This window comes from Providencia lanzhouensis (assembly GCF_050469745.1).
Classification (GTDB): Bacteria; Pseudomonadota; Gammaproteobacteria; order Enterobacterales; family Enterobacteriaceae; genus Providencia; species Providencia lanzhouensis.
Genome location: NZ_CP174123.1, coordinates 3,627,235 through 3,643,538 on the forward strand (window position 1 = coordinate 3,627,235; position 16,304 = coordinate 3,643,538).

Annotated in this window: 16 protein-coding genes; 3 read left to right on the plus strand and 13 right to left on the minus strand. The window is 42.2% G+C overall.

Features of this window, described 5'->3' with window-relative positions:
* Nucleotides 1-22: 22 nt before the first annotated feature.
* From ACIH2S_RS17005 to ACIH2S_RS17035, 7 genes are all read right to left on the minus strand, one after another.
* The gene (locus ACIH2S_RS17005; protein WP_108479513.1) at nucleotides 23-1,660 is read right to left on the minus strand and encodes an acetaldehyde dehydrogenase (acetylating); all 1,638 of its coding nucleotides are present in this window, start codon (nucleotides 1,658-1,660) and stop codon (nucleotides 23-25) included.
* 69 nt (nucleotides 1,661-1,729) lie between these two features.
* Nucleotides 1,730-2,008: a BMC domain-containing protein gene (locus ACIH2S_RS17010; protein WP_006658501.1), complete on the minus strand. Its 279-nt coding sequence runs from the start codon at nucleotides 2,006-2,008 to the stop codon at nucleotides 1,730-1,732.
* A gap of 15 nt (nucleotides 2,009-2,023) precedes the next feature.
* Nucleotides 2,024-2,308 (minus strand): BMC domain-containing protein, encoded by a 285-nt coding sequence (locus ACIH2S_RS17015; RefSeq protein WP_006658500.1) that lies wholly within the window; start codon nucleotides 2,306-2,308, stop codon nucleotides 2,024-2,026.
* Between the two features lie 16 nt (nucleotides 2,309-2,324).
* The gene (locus tag ACIH2S_RS17020) at nucleotides 2,325-2,603 is read right to left on the minus strand and encodes a BMC domain-containing protein (RefSeq protein ID WP_004249182.1); all 279 of its coding nucleotides are present in this window, start codon (nucleotides 2,601-2,603) and stop codon (nucleotides 2,325-2,327) included.
* Nucleotides 2,604-3,223: 620 nt separating this feature from the next.
* Complete coding sequence (locus ACIH2S_RS17025) at nucleotides 3,224-3,724, minus strand: FidL-like protein (protein ID WP_108479514.1); 501 nt, start codon at nucleotides 3,722-3,724, stop codon at nucleotides 3,224-3,226.
* Nucleotides 3,721-4,563 (minus strand): transcriptional regulator, encoded by an 843-nt coding sequence (locus ACIH2S_RS17030; RefSeq protein ID WP_108479515.1) that lies wholly within the window; start codon nucleotides 4,561-4,563, stop codon nucleotides 3,721-3,723. Before ACIH2S_RS17030 ends, ACIH2S_RS17025 begins: the two co-directional genes overlap by 4 nt.
* Nucleotides 4,564-4,605: 42 nt before the next feature.
* Nucleotides 4,606-5,178 carry a TetR/AcrR family transcriptional regulator gene (locus ACIH2S_RS17035; RefSeq protein ID WP_036949239.1) on the minus strand — a complete coding sequence of 191 codons (573 nt, stop codon included), beginning with the start codon at nucleotides 5,176-5,178 and terminating at the stop codon, nucleotides 4,606-4,608.
* A 316-nt stretch (nucleotides 5,179-5,494) separates the two neighbouring features.
* Between ACIH2S_RS17035 and ACIH2S_RS17040 the strand changes: the two genes are divergently transcribed.
* The gene (locus tag ACIH2S_RS17040) at nucleotides 5,495-6,052 is read left to right on the plus strand and encodes an NADPH-dependent FMN reductase (RefSeq protein WP_036949238.1); all 558 of its coding nucleotides are present in this window, start codon (nucleotides 5,495-5,497) and stop codon (nucleotides 6,050-6,052) included.
* A gap of 70 nt (nucleotides 6,053-6,122) precedes the next feature.
* Here ACIH2S_RS17040 and potD read toward each other — a convergent pair whose 3' ends face one another.
* The 4 genes from potD to potA form a co-directional block, all read right to left on the minus strand.
* Nucleotides 6,123-7,172 carry a spermidine/putrescine ABC transporter substrate-binding protein PotD gene (gene potD / locus ACIH2S_RS17045; RefSeq protein WP_036949237.1) on the minus strand — a complete coding sequence of 350 codons (1,050 nt, stop codon included), beginning with the start codon at nucleotides 7,170-7,172 and terminating at the stop codon, nucleotides 6,123-6,125.
* A 119-nt stretch (nucleotides 7,173-7,291) separates the two neighbouring features.
* Nucleotides 7,292-8,095, minus strand: coding sequence for a spermidine/putrescine ABC transporter permease PotC (potC, locus tag ACIH2S_RS17050; protein ID WP_036949236.1), 804 nt, complete (start codon nucleotides 8,093-8,095; stop codon nucleotides 7,292-7,294).
* A complete protein-coding gene (potB, locus tag ACIH2S_RS17055) occupies nucleotides 8,092-8,955 on the minus strand; it encodes a spermidine/putrescine ABC transporter permease PotB (protein WP_036949234.1) in 864 nt (287 codons plus the stop codon). Before potB ends, potC begins: the two co-directional genes overlap by 4 nt.
* Complete coding sequence (potA, locus tag ACIH2S_RS17060; RefSeq protein WP_108479516.1) at nucleotides 8,942-10,051, minus strand: spermidine/putrescine ABC transporter ATP-binding protein PotA; 1,110 nt, start codon at nucleotides 10,049-10,051, stop codon at nucleotides 8,942-8,944. Before potA ends, potB begins: the two co-directional genes overlap by 14 nt.
* Nucleotides 10,052-10,867: 816 nt before the next feature.
* Between potA and ACIH2S_RS17065 the strand changes: the two genes are divergently transcribed.
* A complete protein-coding gene (locus ACIH2S_RS17065) occupies nucleotides 10,868-12,514 on the plus strand; it encodes a fumarate hydratase (RefSeq protein WP_036949231.1) in 1,647 nt (548 codons plus the stop codon).
* Nucleotides 12,515-12,592: 78 nt separating this feature from the next.
* Here the strand turns inward: ACIH2S_RS17065 and ACIH2S_RS17070 are convergent, their stop codons facing one another.
* A complete protein-coding gene (locus ACIH2S_RS17070) occupies nucleotides 12,593-13,729 on the minus strand; it encodes an agmatine deiminase family protein (RefSeq protein ID WP_036949230.1) in 1,137 nt (378 codons plus the stop codon).
* Between the two features lie 133 nt (nucleotides 13,730-13,862).
* On the opposite strand from ACIH2S_RS17070, the gene ACIH2S_RS17075 reads away from it, so the two are divergent.
* Nucleotides 13,863-14,732: a LysR substrate-binding domain-containing protein gene (locus ACIH2S_RS17075; RefSeq protein ID WP_036949228.1), complete on the plus strand. Its 870-nt coding sequence runs from the start codon at nucleotides 13,863-13,865 to the stop codon at nucleotides 14,730-14,732.
* A 42-nt stretch (nucleotides 14,733-14,774) separates the two neighbouring features.
* Here the strand turns inward: ACIH2S_RS17075 and ACIH2S_RS17080 are convergent, their stop codons facing one another.
* Nucleotides 14,775-16,127, minus strand: a complete 1,353-nt coding sequence (locus ACIH2S_RS17080; protein ID WP_108479518.1) for a polysaccharide deacetylase family protein — start codon at nucleotides 16,125-16,127, stop codon at nucleotides 14,775-14,777.
* Nucleotides 16,128-16,304 lie beyond the last annotated feature (177 nt).

Consider the following 16,304-nt stretch of genomic DNA (forward strand, 5'->3'; position numbering starts at 1 on the left):
TTACCCGCCTTATCTCAATGAATTACTTATTTAGGCGTCCGAGAACGGCCTTAATAATCTGCTCGACATTCTCTTCCGTGATATCCCCATGAGTGGCAACCGCTTCAACAACATCAGCATGACTCACTGCATTAGCAAATCGGTTATCCGCAGCGCTATTACTCTGAGCTTTTACTGGTTGAGCCTGACGAAAACGGTCATCATCGAGAATGCTGACAGACGCTTGATTTCCATGCCCAGTAGATGCAATTGGCGATGTTGAGTAAGCCGGAGCACTCACTGGTGCGGGTTGTCTCAAATCATCAATGGAACGCACGCCATAACCGACTTTACGGATATTGAGCAAGTTCATCGGACCGACGTTGTCAGAACTAGAACCACCTCCAATCGCTCCACATCCTAATGTCAGCGCTGGCGTAATATTGGTGGTTGCACCAATTCCACCCAGTGCGGCTGGCGTATTAATCAAAATACGGTTAACCGGTTTTTCGAGAGAAAACTGGCGAATAACATCTTCATTTTGAGTGTGGATCACCAGCGTGTGTCCTAAGCCTTCGTTAGTCAGCAAATCAACAACGCGGTGGCACGCAGAGCGCCAATCCTCTTCAACATACATGCCTAAGATTGGGCACAGTTTTTCCCGTGAATACGGGTTTTTCGGTGAGACAGTGTCTTGTAATGCAATTAATACTCGAGTGTTAGCAGGAACACTAAAGCCTGCACGTTGGCTCAACGTAATCGCGTCTTTTCCGACGACTTCAGGGTTAATCGTGCCATTCGCTCTCAGTAGCATGGAAGCCATACGTTTCGCTTCATCTTCATTCATGAAGTAAGCGCCTTGAGCTAATAATTCGCGGTGAACATCGTTGTAAATACAGCGTTCAACAATGATGGATTGCTCTGATGCGCAAATCACACCGTTATCAAACGTTTTGCTGGTAATAATGTCACTGACTGCTTTTTTGATATCCGCGCTACGTTCAATGAAAGCAGGACCGTTACCAGGACCACCACTGATTGTTGGTGTGCCAGATGCATAAGCGGCGCGTACCATGCCTTCCCCACCCGTTGCCAGAATGAGAGAAACATCTTTGCTGTGCATTAATTCTTTTGTCGCTTCCAGTGTCAGCATCGTCACGCCATCGACGATACCTGCTGGCGCACCCGCTTCAAGAGCCGCTTTTTTTACGATATCAAGCGTTCTAAAACTACATGCTTTCGCATTTGGATGAGGGGAGAAGACGATTGCGTTACCGGCTTTCAAGGCAATCAATGTTTTATAGATAATAGTTGAGGTTGGGTTAGTCGAAGGCACCAGTGCCGTGATCACCCCTAACGGAACACCCACATCCATAACTTTATTGATTTTGTCATCATTAATGATGCCAACTGTTTTCAGATCTTTAATATGTTCATACACACGAACTGAAGCGAACGTATTTTTCAGGACCTTGTCTTGCCACTTCCCAAAACCCGTCTCTTCATTCGCCATTTTTGCTAACTCTTCTGCATGACGAGCAGATTCTGTCGCAATGTGTTTAACAATACTGTCGATTTTCTCCTGCGAAAAAGTCGCAAAGATTTTTTGTGCTTGTTTCGCATTTCTAACCAGCTCTCTAGCCAGTTGTCTGGATTGCAGATCTTTATCTAATGCAACCATGTCTTCCCCCGTACCGGAGTCAAAAGATTAAACTTACTAATTTGTTGTTTTATCTAATACTTCTAATGATTAAGCTTTGTGCTGCTGCGCAATTTTGCCGATATCATTGTGTGGTCTTGCTATCACACGAGAAGTCACTACGGTGCCAACACGCTTCGCAGCTTCGACACCGGATTCAACCGCAGCATTAACGGCACCCACATCGCCTTTTACCATGGCGGTGACGAGCCCAGAACCGACATTTTCATAGCCGATTAGCTCGACGTTAGCGGCTTTACACATTGCATCAGCAGCTTCGATACACGCCACTAAACCTTTGGTTTCAATTAAGCCAAGAGCTTCTTTCATAAGTAAATTTCCTATTTATTCTGCGACTTTATACTGAGAGACAATTTTCTGGATGTCGCTATGTGGACGAGCGATAACCAGAGAGGTCACGACGGTGCCAATGCGAGATGCAGATTCAACGCCAGAATCAACTGCCGCTTTAACTGCGCCAACATCCCCTTTCACCATGGCGGTGACTAACCCAGAACCCACATTTTCATAGCCAATCAGTACCACGTTAGCGGCTTTACACATCGCATCAGCTGCTTCGATACAAGCAACGAGTCCTTGTGTTTCAATAAGACCTAATGCATCACCCATATTTCCCCCGCAAACGCTATGCTTTATGTTTAATCACGATTTTGTTGATATCGTTATGTGGACGGGCGATGACTAACGATGTCACCACTTCACCAACACGCTGTGCAGATTCAACACCGGAATCTACTGCCGCCTTTACTGCGCCAACATCACCTTTCACCATGGCAGTCACGAGACCAGAACCCACGTTTTCATAGCCGATTAGCTCGACGTTAGCGGCTTTGCACATTGCATCAGCTGCTTCAATACAAGCCACCAAACCTTTTGTTTCAATAAGTCCTAATGCATCACCCATTGTTGTTTCCTCCAAGGAAGCCGTTACGTTTTTCTCTACCCGCAGCACCTAAGAGCCATGTTCCAGAACGTTGATGCCTCTTAACTGTGAGTAAACATTTATGCCAATTGAGTCTGCGTGGTGATTAATTGAACGCAGCTTTTGGCTTCAAAATCACTATAATCCCCAAAAAATAAAACAAAATATAAATCCATGAAGTGAAGATAATTAGAATAAAAATCCAGAATTTATAATTAACAGACAGCAAATTCACACCTCTATGCTAATAAAATGGAAAATTCACGTGTCTATCTGGTGGAAGAAAAAACCATAAATGCGGATAACAGGTTTATTGGAGGAATGGTTAACAAGATGTGATTGAGCTGATGCGAGAAGGTAATTTGGTCAATAATAAGTGTGGTTTGCCTCACGCCCGAGCCATAAGCTAATGAGAAATGGGAGGATCAGAATATAAGAAGAAAGGGGAATACTGTGTTTTACGAGGCACACCGCGTGATAGCACTGATTGCCAGACAGTAAAATCATATCAACGTGTTAGTTAACGTTGCCCAGTAAACCAATAGGAATGAATGTGTGGGTAAGCCCCCACGCTGTATGGACTATCAATCAAGCCCACGCGCTTATTTAGGCGTACAGATAAACAAAGGGGAATTAATTGAACTCAAGAGTAGCGCTTTATCATTGAGTTTTTGGGCATTGATAAATAAGCCATCATGGCTATCTGACATTTCCCGCATAAAATAATCAAAAATCACATTAGGGGATTCATCAATCGAGGAAGCACTGGCTTCCCAGTGGCTAATATTATAGTGCTGTTCCGTTGGCGAAATACGTTTGCTGGTGTATTTGAATTTGACATATCGTTGTAAATAAAGCCATCCAGCGCTGGAGGTCGTATATCCCTCGACAACAATAGAGCCCTCGCCGTTCGCCCCAAAATTAAAGTGAATATTACCGTTAACGTTTTCATCTTTCATATTCTCAAAACGCATAATCCCCTTGGTTGAACACGCCATTTGACCGGAATTTTTATTGGCCAATACAACTGACTGTGTATAAATCACAACACATGCGAAGATCAGCGCACTCACGAGACATAATAGCTTTCCCGATATTTTCATTGTGGCTTCCAAGAATAATAAAAGTAATTATCGCAATAACTAAATGGATTGGATTCATTGGCAGCGCAATGAGCGAGAAAGACGCGCCCTAAACCATTTTTTTGTAATTTATCCCCATAAAAGAAGACAAAACGCTCTTTATCATTACACGCCAAATTTAAATTTTTTCTAACTTTATCAAAATTTTGCACATAGTTATCAGCAACTGAAGCGTTAATCATTTTTTCATTAGATAACACATCGCAGCTGGTATGTTCTAACGTTGGCAAAATCATTGGTGCGGAGGGCTGAGATGAGAAATAGCTCATCGTTGCCAATAAAATGGAGCAACATAAAAAAGCCGCACTGGCTAGATACCAGCAAACTTCACGTTTCTGTTTTGGTAATGAATGCGGTAATTTTTCAGAAGGAGATTCGGTAGGTTTAGTCTCTAAAGAAGGTGCCAGAACCACTTCGGCTTTTTGTATTTCACTTAAACTGTTTAATAAGCGAGTGGTATTGAGCGTCTCTTCATCGAGTAATTCCAATAAAATCTCAGAATTAAACTCTAAACGCCCACGTGCAACGGTGACAATAATATTTTCAATACCGTATTGTCGAAATGTTTTCCTTAGCAGGCTGAGATATTGATTTAAATTACTATTTGATGAAACCAGACCATTATCATCCCAAACCGCCTTAAGTACTTCATCACGGGAAACTACGCCTTTTTTTTGAATCAAATAGAATAAGAGTGCATTAGCCGTAATAGACAACTGAGTATCCACCTCATCTTTTTTTAAAGATAAAGTGCCATCAACAGCATCATAAATAATGAAGGCATTGATTTTATATTTCATTATCGCCTCATTGTATGTTTAGACGTATTTTCCCTTAGAAAACTAACCCATTTCTTCAAACGAAATTTGTGTTAATCGCTGAATGATGGCATTACGCTCTTGGCTCGATAATGTAGGACCTTCCGTTAACGCAGATAACCACAGTCCATCGGCGGCATAGCGCACTAAAGCCCCCAAATAGCCATTATCAAATGCATCACCTTGGGCTAGATGCCCTAACATCCAATCACGCCAGCATTTACGCAACACTGGCTCTGTGGGCATAGCCAATGATAAAAGTGCGAGCTGAAAACTTTCATCGGAGTCTTTAAGCTCGCCAACGTAGTGCAAATAGGCGCGAGAAAATCGCCCATAAGGATCGGAATCATTCGCCATAATGGCGGCAATACGCACGTCCATAATGTCTAATAGCTGAATAAACAATGCATGAATAAGTTCTTGTTTGCTGGGGAAATGGTGCATTAATCCCCCTTTGCTCACGCCCGCTTCTCTGGCGACAGCATTCAGCGAAAGTGCCGAAATACCTTCTCGACCAGCGATTATCCTAGCTGCCTTTAGCAACTCTTCTTGTCGTTTGATTGGATCTTTTTTTCTTGGATGCGCGAGTGTGTTCATGGGGATGAATAATACCGACCAGTCGGTATGTTCTATTTTGACTCGTATCAATGAAGATAATATTGAGAGGAATTAAATACGAATAGTGTAATTGAGGTCACAGTATTCTTTTTTAGCCACCCTAAATCACAAAGTTAATTTGAAAATATAAACAAATAACGCAATGAATTTCCTGCAATTTACAATTGGATAAAATTAAATTTAACTTAATTTATTTTTAATGAATTTTATTATGCTAAATTATTAAAGAAATTCCTATTCCAAAGAAAATATACGAACTCGTTGTATTTTCACAACATAAGAAGAGGTTTTGATTATGTCCAATCAGTATAATATCGGTGTGGTTGTTGGTAGTTTACGTGCTGACTCTTATAATCTAAAAGTCGCTAAAGCCATCACTAAATTATTCCCATCTAATTTCACCTTTAAATTTATCAACATTGCCGATTTACCTCTCTATAACCAAGAAGCCGATCAAAATGTACCCGCAGTAGTCGCTAATTTTAAGAGCCAAATCAAAGCCTCAGACGGTATTATCTTCGCAACACCGGAATATAACCGCTCAATGCCAGGTGTATTAAAGAATGCGATTGACCAAGGTTCACGTCCTTGGGGTGATAACTCATGGGATGGTATTCCTGCGGGAGTATTAGGGGTTTCGATTGGTAATATTAGCACCGCAATTGCCCAACAACATTTACGCAATAGCCTTGCATTTCTTAATATGCCGACGATGAATCAACCTGAGTGTTATTTAAAATGGTATGACGGCATGGTGGATGAGCAAGATACTATTTCCCCAAAAAGTAAGGATTTCTTGCAGCCTTGGGCAGATAACTTTGCCAAATTTGTTATCCATAATAGTGTGCGTTAATCACTGATTTTATATATAAAAAAGGCATCACCAAGGTGATGCCTCTGACCATTTCCAAACAGAATCGATATTAACGCCCTGCTTTCAGCTTTTGGAAATACTCTTCATACAGAATATTAGTATTCCCCACATCGCTTTGCCATTCTCCTTTTTTCAATACCTCTTCCGATGGGTAGAGAGATGGGTCATTGGCGATTTCCGTAGGCAGTAATTTTTTCGCTTCTAAGTTTGGTGTCGGATAACCGATAGACTCCGCCACTTGCGCCGCAATTTCAGGGCGTAATAAGAAATCAATAAGCTTGTGCGCCCCTTCCACGTTCTTCGCATTGGCAGGGATAGCTAAGCTGTCCATCCAGAAAATACCGCCCTCTTTTGGCCATACAACTTCAATCGGTAAGCCCGCTTGTCTTGCCACAAATGCCGAGCCGTTCCACAACATACCGACATCCACCTCACCTTCAATATACGGAGTGGCAGGGTTGTCTGAGTTAAATGCCAGAATATTTGGACGCAATTTTTGCAGTTCGTTATAAGCTTCTTCAATCTGCTTTGGATCTGTAGTATTGCCAGAATAACCCAGCTTTGTGAGCGCCACTTGGAACACTTCGCGGGCATCATCCATCATCAGTAAGCTGTTTTTGTATTCCGGCTTCCAAAAATCTGCCCATGAAGTGACGGACTTAGGATCAACCGCGTCACCATTAATTCCAATCCCTGTTGCACCCCAAATATAAGGCACTGAATAATCGTTATTTGGGTCAAATTCTTTATGAATAAGGTTTGGATCGAGGTTTTTAAAGTTAGGCAGTTTTGTCTTATCAATCTTTTGCAGCATGCCTTCTTTGCTCATTTTGTCGATAAAATAAGTCGATGGCACCACTAAATCGTAAGCCCCTTCTTTATAGGTTTTCAATTTAGTGTACATGCTTTCATTGGATTCATAGGTGGAGTAAATCACCTTGATCCCAGTCTCTTTAGTAAATTGCTCTAATAAACCGGGGGGAACATATTCTGTCCAGTTATAGAAATACAGTACGTTTTTGTTATCGTCAGCGGCAGTTGCCGTGCCAATGCTTGCAGCCATTAAACCTGCGGCTAGCAGATAGGACCATTTTTTCATCACTGATTTTCCCTCAACAAAGTGCTTTTTATCTATCTTCATAGGCTCAATTAAAGCCTACCCTCTCGCCTGATGGCATGGAAAGATGGGGTGCCCAAATGACACCCACCAAGTACAACTTAACGTTTTGATGACTTCGCGACAGCATTTTTACCGTGTTTATCGCGCATAACCCACTGGCTTAAACAAACCAAAACCAGCGACATCAGCAACAAGACCGTTGCCAGTGCATTCACTTCTGGGGAGACCCCTACTTTTACCATTGAGTAGATTTTCAATGGTAAGATTTCATAGCTTGGTCCCGTCACAAAGGAAGAAACCACCACATCATCCATTGATAAGGTAAAGCTCAGCAGCCACCCTGCGACAATCGCAGGCAGCGCTAATGGCAGAATGATTTTCCGTAAAATGGTAAATTCCCCCGCCCCGAGATCCCGCGCCGCTTCCAACATTTTCACATCAAAATCTTTCAATCTCGCGTATACCGTCACCACCACAAAAGGCAGGCAGAAGGTGATATGTGAAAATAACAGCGACCAGAAACCTAATGAGACGCCAAGGATCATAAACAGGACGAGCAATGAAATTGCCATCACAATATCGGGAGACATCATCACCACAAACAGCATTCCGCCGACAAATGGCTTGCCTCTAAAACGATAACGAAAGAGAGCAACGGCGGTTAATGTGCCGATAATGGTCGCAAACGTCGCTGAAAGTACCGCCATGGTCAATGAATGCCCTGCCGCTTCAAGCAGGCTGTCATTATTGCTCAGTAACTCATACCATTTGGTCGAAAAACCTTGCCACTGAATACCAAAACGCGATTCATTGAATGAGTTCACAATCAAGATAATGATTGGAATATAAAGATACGCGTAGATGGTGGTCATAAAGCCACCACGCAAAATACGTCCTATCATTCTTCATACGCCTTTTTATTCAAAAGCTTAGCAGCTCGGTAGTACACATACAGCAGCAGCCCCATCATCACCGTGAGGAAAATACTGGTTGCAGCCCCAAACGGCCAATCGCGAATATTCAAGAACTGACTCTTAATGACGTTACCAATCAGCAGGTTTTTCGCCCCGCCCATTAAATCCGCCACGTAGAACAGCCCCATTGCTGGCAGCAACACTAATAAGCAGCCCGCAATAATTCCCGGCATGGTCAATGGAATAATAATCTTCACAAAAGTTTGGCATTTATTGGCGCCCAAATCCCGCGCCGCTTCTAAGTAGGATTTATCCAGCTTTTCAATACTGGAATAGAGCGGCATCACCATAAATGGCAATAAGATATAGATTAAGCCCAATACCACCGCTTCTGGGGTATACATCAATTTCAGCGGCTTATCGATAATGCCAATCCACAGCAAAAAGTCATTCAAATACCCTTTGGTACTTAAAAACACTTTTAAGCCATAAATACGGATCAATGAGTTGGTCCAAAATGGCACAATTAGCAGAAATAGCATCAACGGTTGGATGCGCTTAGGCAACTTCGCCAAAATAAACGCAAAGGGGTAGCCGATCACAAGGCAGAAGAAGGTGGCGATCAACGCCATATTCAACGAATGCAGCATCACTTGGGCATACATCGGGTCTGACAGACGGATGTAGTTGTCCCAAGTAAACACCAGATCCACCAGATTCGTATCACTGCGCGTGAAGAAACTGGTGCCAATGATCATTAAGTTTGGCAGAAAGACGAAGAGTAACAGCCAAGCGACGACGCCCGTGATAATCACATTCTGCAAGATTTTATGCTTACGAATGATCATCCAGAACTACCTCCCAGCTTTCAACCCAAGTCACAGCAACTTTTTGGTTAAGGGAGTGGTCGACATCAGGGTCATCTTCGTTAAAGAACTCGCTGACCATAATAATTTTGCCATCTTCCATCTCAACCACTGAGTCTAACGTCATACCTTTATAGTTACGTTCTCGCACGTAACCGATCAGCCCTGGGTGATTATCGGCGTCATTGACTTCTTCAACGCGTAAATCTTCAGGGCGCAATAAGACGTTTAAATGCTGACCTTCTGTGACCGGTAAATCGGTGAAAATATCGCATTCATGCCCTTCAACGTTGGCACGAATACGTTGTTCATCAATACGATGCAATACTTTTGCATCAAAAATATTGATTTCACCGATAAATTGAGCAACAAACAGGTTTTTCGGCTCTTCGTAAATTTCACGCGGCGTACCATCTTGCTCAATTTTCCCTTCACGCATCACAATGATACGGTCAGACATGGCCAGTGCTTCTTCTTGGTCATGAGTCACAAAAATAAACGTAATCCCCAGCTTGCGCTGTAAGGCTTTCAGCTCATTTTGCATCTGCTTACGCAGCTTATAATCCAGCGCAGATAAAGACTCATCCAACAACAGAACCTTGGGACGATTGACAACCGCACGCGCAATTGCCACACGTTGTTGTTGACCACCTGAAAGCTGGTTCGGCATACGCTCTGCAAAATCTGCCAATTGCACCATATGCAAGGCTTGCTCCACTCGTTTTTGAATGTCCGCTTTGGGTGTTTTTTGCATGCGCAAACCAAATGCCACATTTTCAAATACGGTCATGTGTGGAAATAATGCATAGCTTTGGAAAACAGTATTCACGAAACGTTGTTCCGCAGGAATATCTGTAATGTCCTGACCATCAAGAATAATTTGACCGTCATCCACATCTTCTAATCCAGCAATCAGACGTAAAACCGTCGTTTTACCGCAACCAGAAGGTCCTAAAATGGTGAGAAACTCCCCATTTCGGATCGTGAGGTCAAGCTCAGAAATAATTTGTTTGCCATCAAAACCTTTATTTAAAGATTTTAATTCGACGAGTGGTGTGAGAGAAGTTGTCTCAGTCATTTATAATACACTCTATCCCTAGGAATAATGCAGATAGAACCGCCACCGTTAAAGACTGTTAAGCCCCCAGGAGAACCCCAGCAAAGCCCAAAACCAGTAGCGCCATTTTTAATAAAACAATAAGGGCTGCATAATAAACACTGTTAATGAAAATTGAAAGCCATTTTCAACACTTTGTTTGCCTTTCACTATGAATTTAAAACAAATAAAAGTGATTTATGATAAAAATAAGTGACATAGCCATATTTTTCATAGCTTTGTGCTTATCTATCATTTTTCATTATAGAACCAGAAATAAAAGAAACATTAAAAGAATATTAAATTCAATATGTTAAATAAAAAACCAAACCAAACTATCGATTAAGATAACTTACCCAAGTAATAATAAAAGCCCATTTTCCTTTTATTTTCACTCTGTATTTTATTTATTATTTCTAGAATGCTAACCAACCATAAATGATCAATTAATCCGCTAACCTATTAGAGTATTTATGGAAAAATTGAATGCATAAAATCTAAATTAACTGCCCCTCGATAACATGAATAACAAATAGTTAAACCCAATACCCATAATTAATTTATGTGATTAGCTTCATACTTTGAATTTGAATATTAGTTTCTTGGCAAAGTTTAACCAAAGTCATATTTTCTTTTACATCCCTTTGAATATAATGGGTAATTATTCTAATTGCATTCAGACTATTATCCCTATAAACGATTATCCCGCCTGACAAAACAAGCGGCATTTAGAACAAAAAGCCTATAAATAATTTATTTCTTATATTTTCCGCTAAAATTAATATGTGAGTGAGCAAAATGGCTAATAAAGAGTTTTTTTACCAAGAACCTTATCCGCTATCTGAGGATAAAACCGAATATTACCAAGTCTCTGATAAATATGTTTCTGTAGAACAATTTGCTGGGAAGCAAATGTTAAAAATTGAGCCAGAGGCTTTAACCCTTCTTGCTGAACATGCAATTTACGAATCCCAGTTCTTTTTAAGACCTGCCCACCAAAAACAAGTCGCCGCGATTTTGCACGATCCAGAAGCCAGTGAAAACGACAAGTATGTCGCCCTGCAATTACTGCGTAACGCCGAGATTTCTGCGAAAGGTGTTCTGCCAAACTGTCAGGATACGGGAACCGTTGCCGTCGTCGGGAAAAAAGGCCAACAAGTTTGGACTGGCTGTGATGACGAAGAATACCTCTCTCGAGGCATTTATAACGTTTTCCAACACGAAAACCTGCGTTTTTCGCAAAATGCCCCGCTGGATATGTTCAACGAAGTCAATACAGGCACCAACTTGCCCGCACAATTTGATATTTTTGCCACCACGGGTGATGAATACCATTTCTTGTTTGTTAACAAAGGTGGCGGCTCTGCAAATAAATCTGCCCTTTATCAAGAAACTAAAGCAACACTGACCCCGGCTAAGTTGAAAAACTTCTTAGTTGAGAAAATGAGAAACTTAGGGACAACTGCTTGCCCACCGTATCATATCGCATTCGTTATCGGCGGCACTTCGGCAGAAACCACGCTGAAAACAGCCAAACTGGCTTCGGCAAAATACTATGATAACCTGCCAACGACGGGTAATGAGTATGGCCGTGCGTTCCGTGATATTGAGCTAGAAAATGAGTTATTAGAAGCGTCACGCCATCTCGGCTTTGGTGCGCAATTTGGCGGTAAATACTTTGCCCACGATGTGCGTGTTATTCGCTTACCTCGCCATGGTGCTTCTTGCCCGATCGGTTTAGCCATTTCTTGCTCTGCTGACCGCAATATCAAAGCAAAAATCACCAAAGACGGCTTGTGGCTGGAGAAAATGGAGCATAACCCAGCACAATATATCCCAGAATCGATGCGCCATCAGGCAGAAGGAACCGTAGTTCATATCGACCTCAACCGCCCAATGAAAGATATTTTGGCCGAGTTGAGTAAACACCCTGTATCGACCCGTGTATCCCTCAGTGGTCCACTGATCATCGCTCGTGATATCGCCCATACCAAACTCAAAGAGCGCTTAGATAATGGTGAAGACTTACCACAATACTTTAAAGATCATATGGTCTATTACGCAGGTCCTGCGAAAAAACCTGAAGATATGGTGTCGGGTTCTTTAGGCCCAACAACGGGTAACCGTATGGACCCATACGTTGACCTATTCCAATCCCATGGCGGTAGTATGTTAATGTTGGCAAAAGGTAACCGTACCCAAGCCGTGACTGACGCCTGTAAAAAACACGGCGGTTTCTACCTTGGTAGCATTGGCGGCTCCGCGGCTATTTTGGCTCAAGAATTCGTGAAGAGCTTAAATTGCCTCGAATACCCAGAGTTAGGTATGGAAGCGGTCTGGAAAATGGAAGTGGAAGGGTTGCCTGCCTTTATTCTGGTGGATGATAAAGGTAATAACTTCTTTGATATTGTGCAGAATGACACCTGCAAGAAATGCGTTAAATAATGACCTAGTACGATAAATCTTCCACATCATTGCCTACTTTACTCACATTAAAGTAGGCAATTTTTTGTTTCGCGCTTTTTATCTTCGGTCATTATGCACGGGTAATTGATGAGTGACACAGTGTATCCCACCCCCTCCCGCTGCAATGACATCAATATTAAGCATGATAATGTCTCGGCCTGGGTATAGCATTTCAAGGAGCTGCTTCGCATCATGATCTGCCTGCTTGTCCCCAAATTCAGGCGCAATAACGGCACCATTGATGACAAAGTAATTAATGTAACCCGCAGCGAAATCAGGGTTATGTCGGCTAAAGCGAGTTTGTCGCAGAGTGCTAGGTGGCGACACCGTATAAATTTTCAGTTTTCGTCCGTCAGCATCCGTCGCATTTTCTAAAATCTCCATGTGCTTGCGCGTGACTTCATAGTCAAAAGAGTCCGAATCATTATCGAGATTTATCAAAATAACCCCAGGCTTCACAAAACGAGCGTAGAAATCGACATGCGCATCCGTAATGTCTTTTCCTTTAATACCTGGCAACCAGATGATTTTACGTAATCCTAATGCTTTTTTTAGCTCTTCCTCTATCTGATCTCGGGTTAAATTAGGGTTTCGATTATCATTTATCCAACTACTTTCCGTCATTATCCCTGTACCATGACCATCAACCTCAATCCCTCCACCCTCTCCAGTTAAGCGACTGATAAGTGGGGTAATCACACCAAAATGCTGCGCTTGGAACTTTGCCAATTGGGCATCGTTATCATGTTGCTGCTTATTGCCCCAACCATTGAAATTAAAATCAACGGCATTGAGTCCCCCTTTTGGATTAACCACAAAATTGGCTCCGATATCACGCATCCATATATCATCGAGCTCTGTCGTGATAAAACGCGTATTTTGGCTACCACACATTTCCTCAGCTAACTGACGCTCATTTTCTCGACAAAAAACCACCACAGGCTGGTACTCAGCAATCGCTTTAGCGATACTCCCTAATGTTATTTGCACATCTGTAGTGAATTCACCCCAAATTGCTTTTTGGGCACCGAAGGCAATGAAAGCACACTGCTGTAATTCCCCTTCATCTGGCATCATTCCCCATTTTTCACTCTGCGAACTCCCTATTGCAACTGGTGATATGCCAAAAGAGGCTGCAACGCCTATGGCACTAATGACTGAGGTTTGTCGGATAAACTGACGACGAGTCGGCATACTGGGTTCCTTAATACTCATTATGATAAGCAATACTATTCAGTGATTTTCAATACACCTATCTTAATACCCTTGATAGCCATAAAACTAACGATATAATTAGCACACAACTGATTAGATGAGCTTATCAAGAATGCTAAAATATTGGCCACCATTAAATGCATTACGCGGGTTTGAAGCGGCCGCCCGGTTGGGAAGTTTCCATCAAGCCGCAGCGCAATTGCATGTCACACAATCTGCAATTAGTCAGCAAATTCGTAGTTTAGAAAGCCAGCTCGAGCAGCCACTATTTATTCGACAAGGACGCAGTGTCACGCTCACGGATGCCGGGCAGGATTTTTACACTAGTGTTCAGGATACATTGAAACAATTAGCGATTGGGGTACGCAGGCTCGATCAGTATCGAAAATCTAACCAACTTATTGTGAACACAACACCTGCATTTGCTCGTCACTGGCTATTACCTCGACTTAGACAATTTCAACAACGACACCCTGACATTGATATCTGGTTATTCACTACCTATGACGTGCCAAATATGGAAATGGAAACTATTGATATCGCGATCCGTGATGACCTAGCCATACAAAATGAATGTACTTTTGAAGTGTTATATCAAGATAGTCTCTACCCAGCTTGCCACCCTAGCCTGCTTGGTGCTAAATCGCCTTTAACGCTACACGGCGAGCGAGAAATGGATTGGAGTAACTGGGTTATTGGCGGTGGTGAATCAGTTGGACAATCACAAAAAGGAGTGAACTTTTCAGATCCGAGTCTGTTATTAGATGCCGTCAGCCAAGGATTGGGGATCGGATTAGTCAGTCAATTACTCGCGACACAAGCTCTAAATTCAGGGCAATTAATACCACTCACAGAGCAGCGCGTAACAGGCGCTAAATGGGCATTGTTAATTCATAAAGACGCTGAACTCAACCCATTAACACAATATTTCCGCCAATGGTTAACAGCCGAAATGGCAACATGTTCAGCGCAAAGCGAATAAAACCTTGGGCCTTTTGCGTGCAGCACCCAAGGTTCTTTCAACTTATTTATCAACGACAACGTTCTTATTCACCACATCCTGCTCGCTATTGCCTACCATCAAAGCAAATTTGCTAATCGGGTCAGTGCTGTAGGCATACAGGCGTTTTAGTGCATAAGGGTTATCACCGAGCTTGACCTTACCTTGGATGGTAGACACCGCAATATGTAAGCCCGCTTCTTTTGCCGCATCAATCGCCGTTTGGTTATAGGCACCGAACGGGTAAGCTAAATAGCGCTGATCTCTTTCGAATTTCGCCAATGCTTTCATTGAACGTTTAAAATCCAGCATGATCGTGTGCTCTTTACGGCTAAAAATAATCGGGTTATTACGGTTATCTAAGCGATGTAAAAAGTGCGTATGGGATTGAATGTTGAAAACATCTTGGCTCTCTTTAATTTCTTGCTTACTCATAAATTGCAGAGAATCCGGATCCCATTTTTGCGGCTGAGTTTTGATACGCGAAGAGATGACAAACAGCGTCGCCTGTTGCTGGTTATCTCTTAAAATAGGCAATGCATAGCGATAAACGGATTTAAGCCCGTCATCAAACGTGAGTACCACAGCACGCCCGGGTAAATTCGCACTCTTATTTAAATAACCTTCCACATCTTCGAGCGATAATGTTTGATACCCCATCTCTTTGAGGTAATTCATTTGCTCACGAAAAGCATCAACCGAGGTTGTCGTCGAAGTATGGCGAAAGTTTTTATTTTCACCGTCCTCGAGAATATGGTGATAAGTAAAAATAGGAATGCCTTTATCAATCGCCACATCATTTAAGCGAACATAACCCAGACGATCCCCGAGGCGAATGGTTAACCATGAGGTTTTGTCCCCATCTTCATCCGTTTTGATCATTCGAGCTAACACTGGATAGCGTAGATTTTCCCATAAAGAGGCGATTTGCCGCGAATCTTCATCAGTTGCACTGAATACCGGCGTTTTTTGGCTTGTAATCAAATAATCATAAACTGGGTTTTTAAGATCGTTTAAACGGTCATCTTCAGGGATATTCCGAGGCTTCTTTTTGGATATCTGAGTGCTTTTAACATAGGCGAAATCATTACCAAACTGTAGGGCATTATAGTCACCATTTGGACTATAGGCGTAAAAGCCATTGTCTGGATTGATCTCTCCAACAATACGCATTTGACCGCCTACAATAGCAAAGATGTTTTCTGGCGCTTTTGTCTGAATCAATTTGGGAGGTACATCCACAAGCTCCCAATTATCAAGATTGATCGCTTTTGAACCACTGATAATTAAATTATTATTTTTTATATCCGCAGCATGTGAAACAGAAAAAAGATTAACGAAAAAGGTCAAAAATAGAAAAAGTACTCGATTAGACATGTCCTTTCCACTCAGTATCACCAATACACCGCGCCAGTTTAAACCGACTTACAATTTAACCCTATACCCTGATAAAAATATTTTTGCATGGCAAAGCCACGATAATACGTCCGTGGCTGTTGTTATAGATAATTTGCTATAGGTAATTTGTTATGGATAATTGTATATGGCATTCAA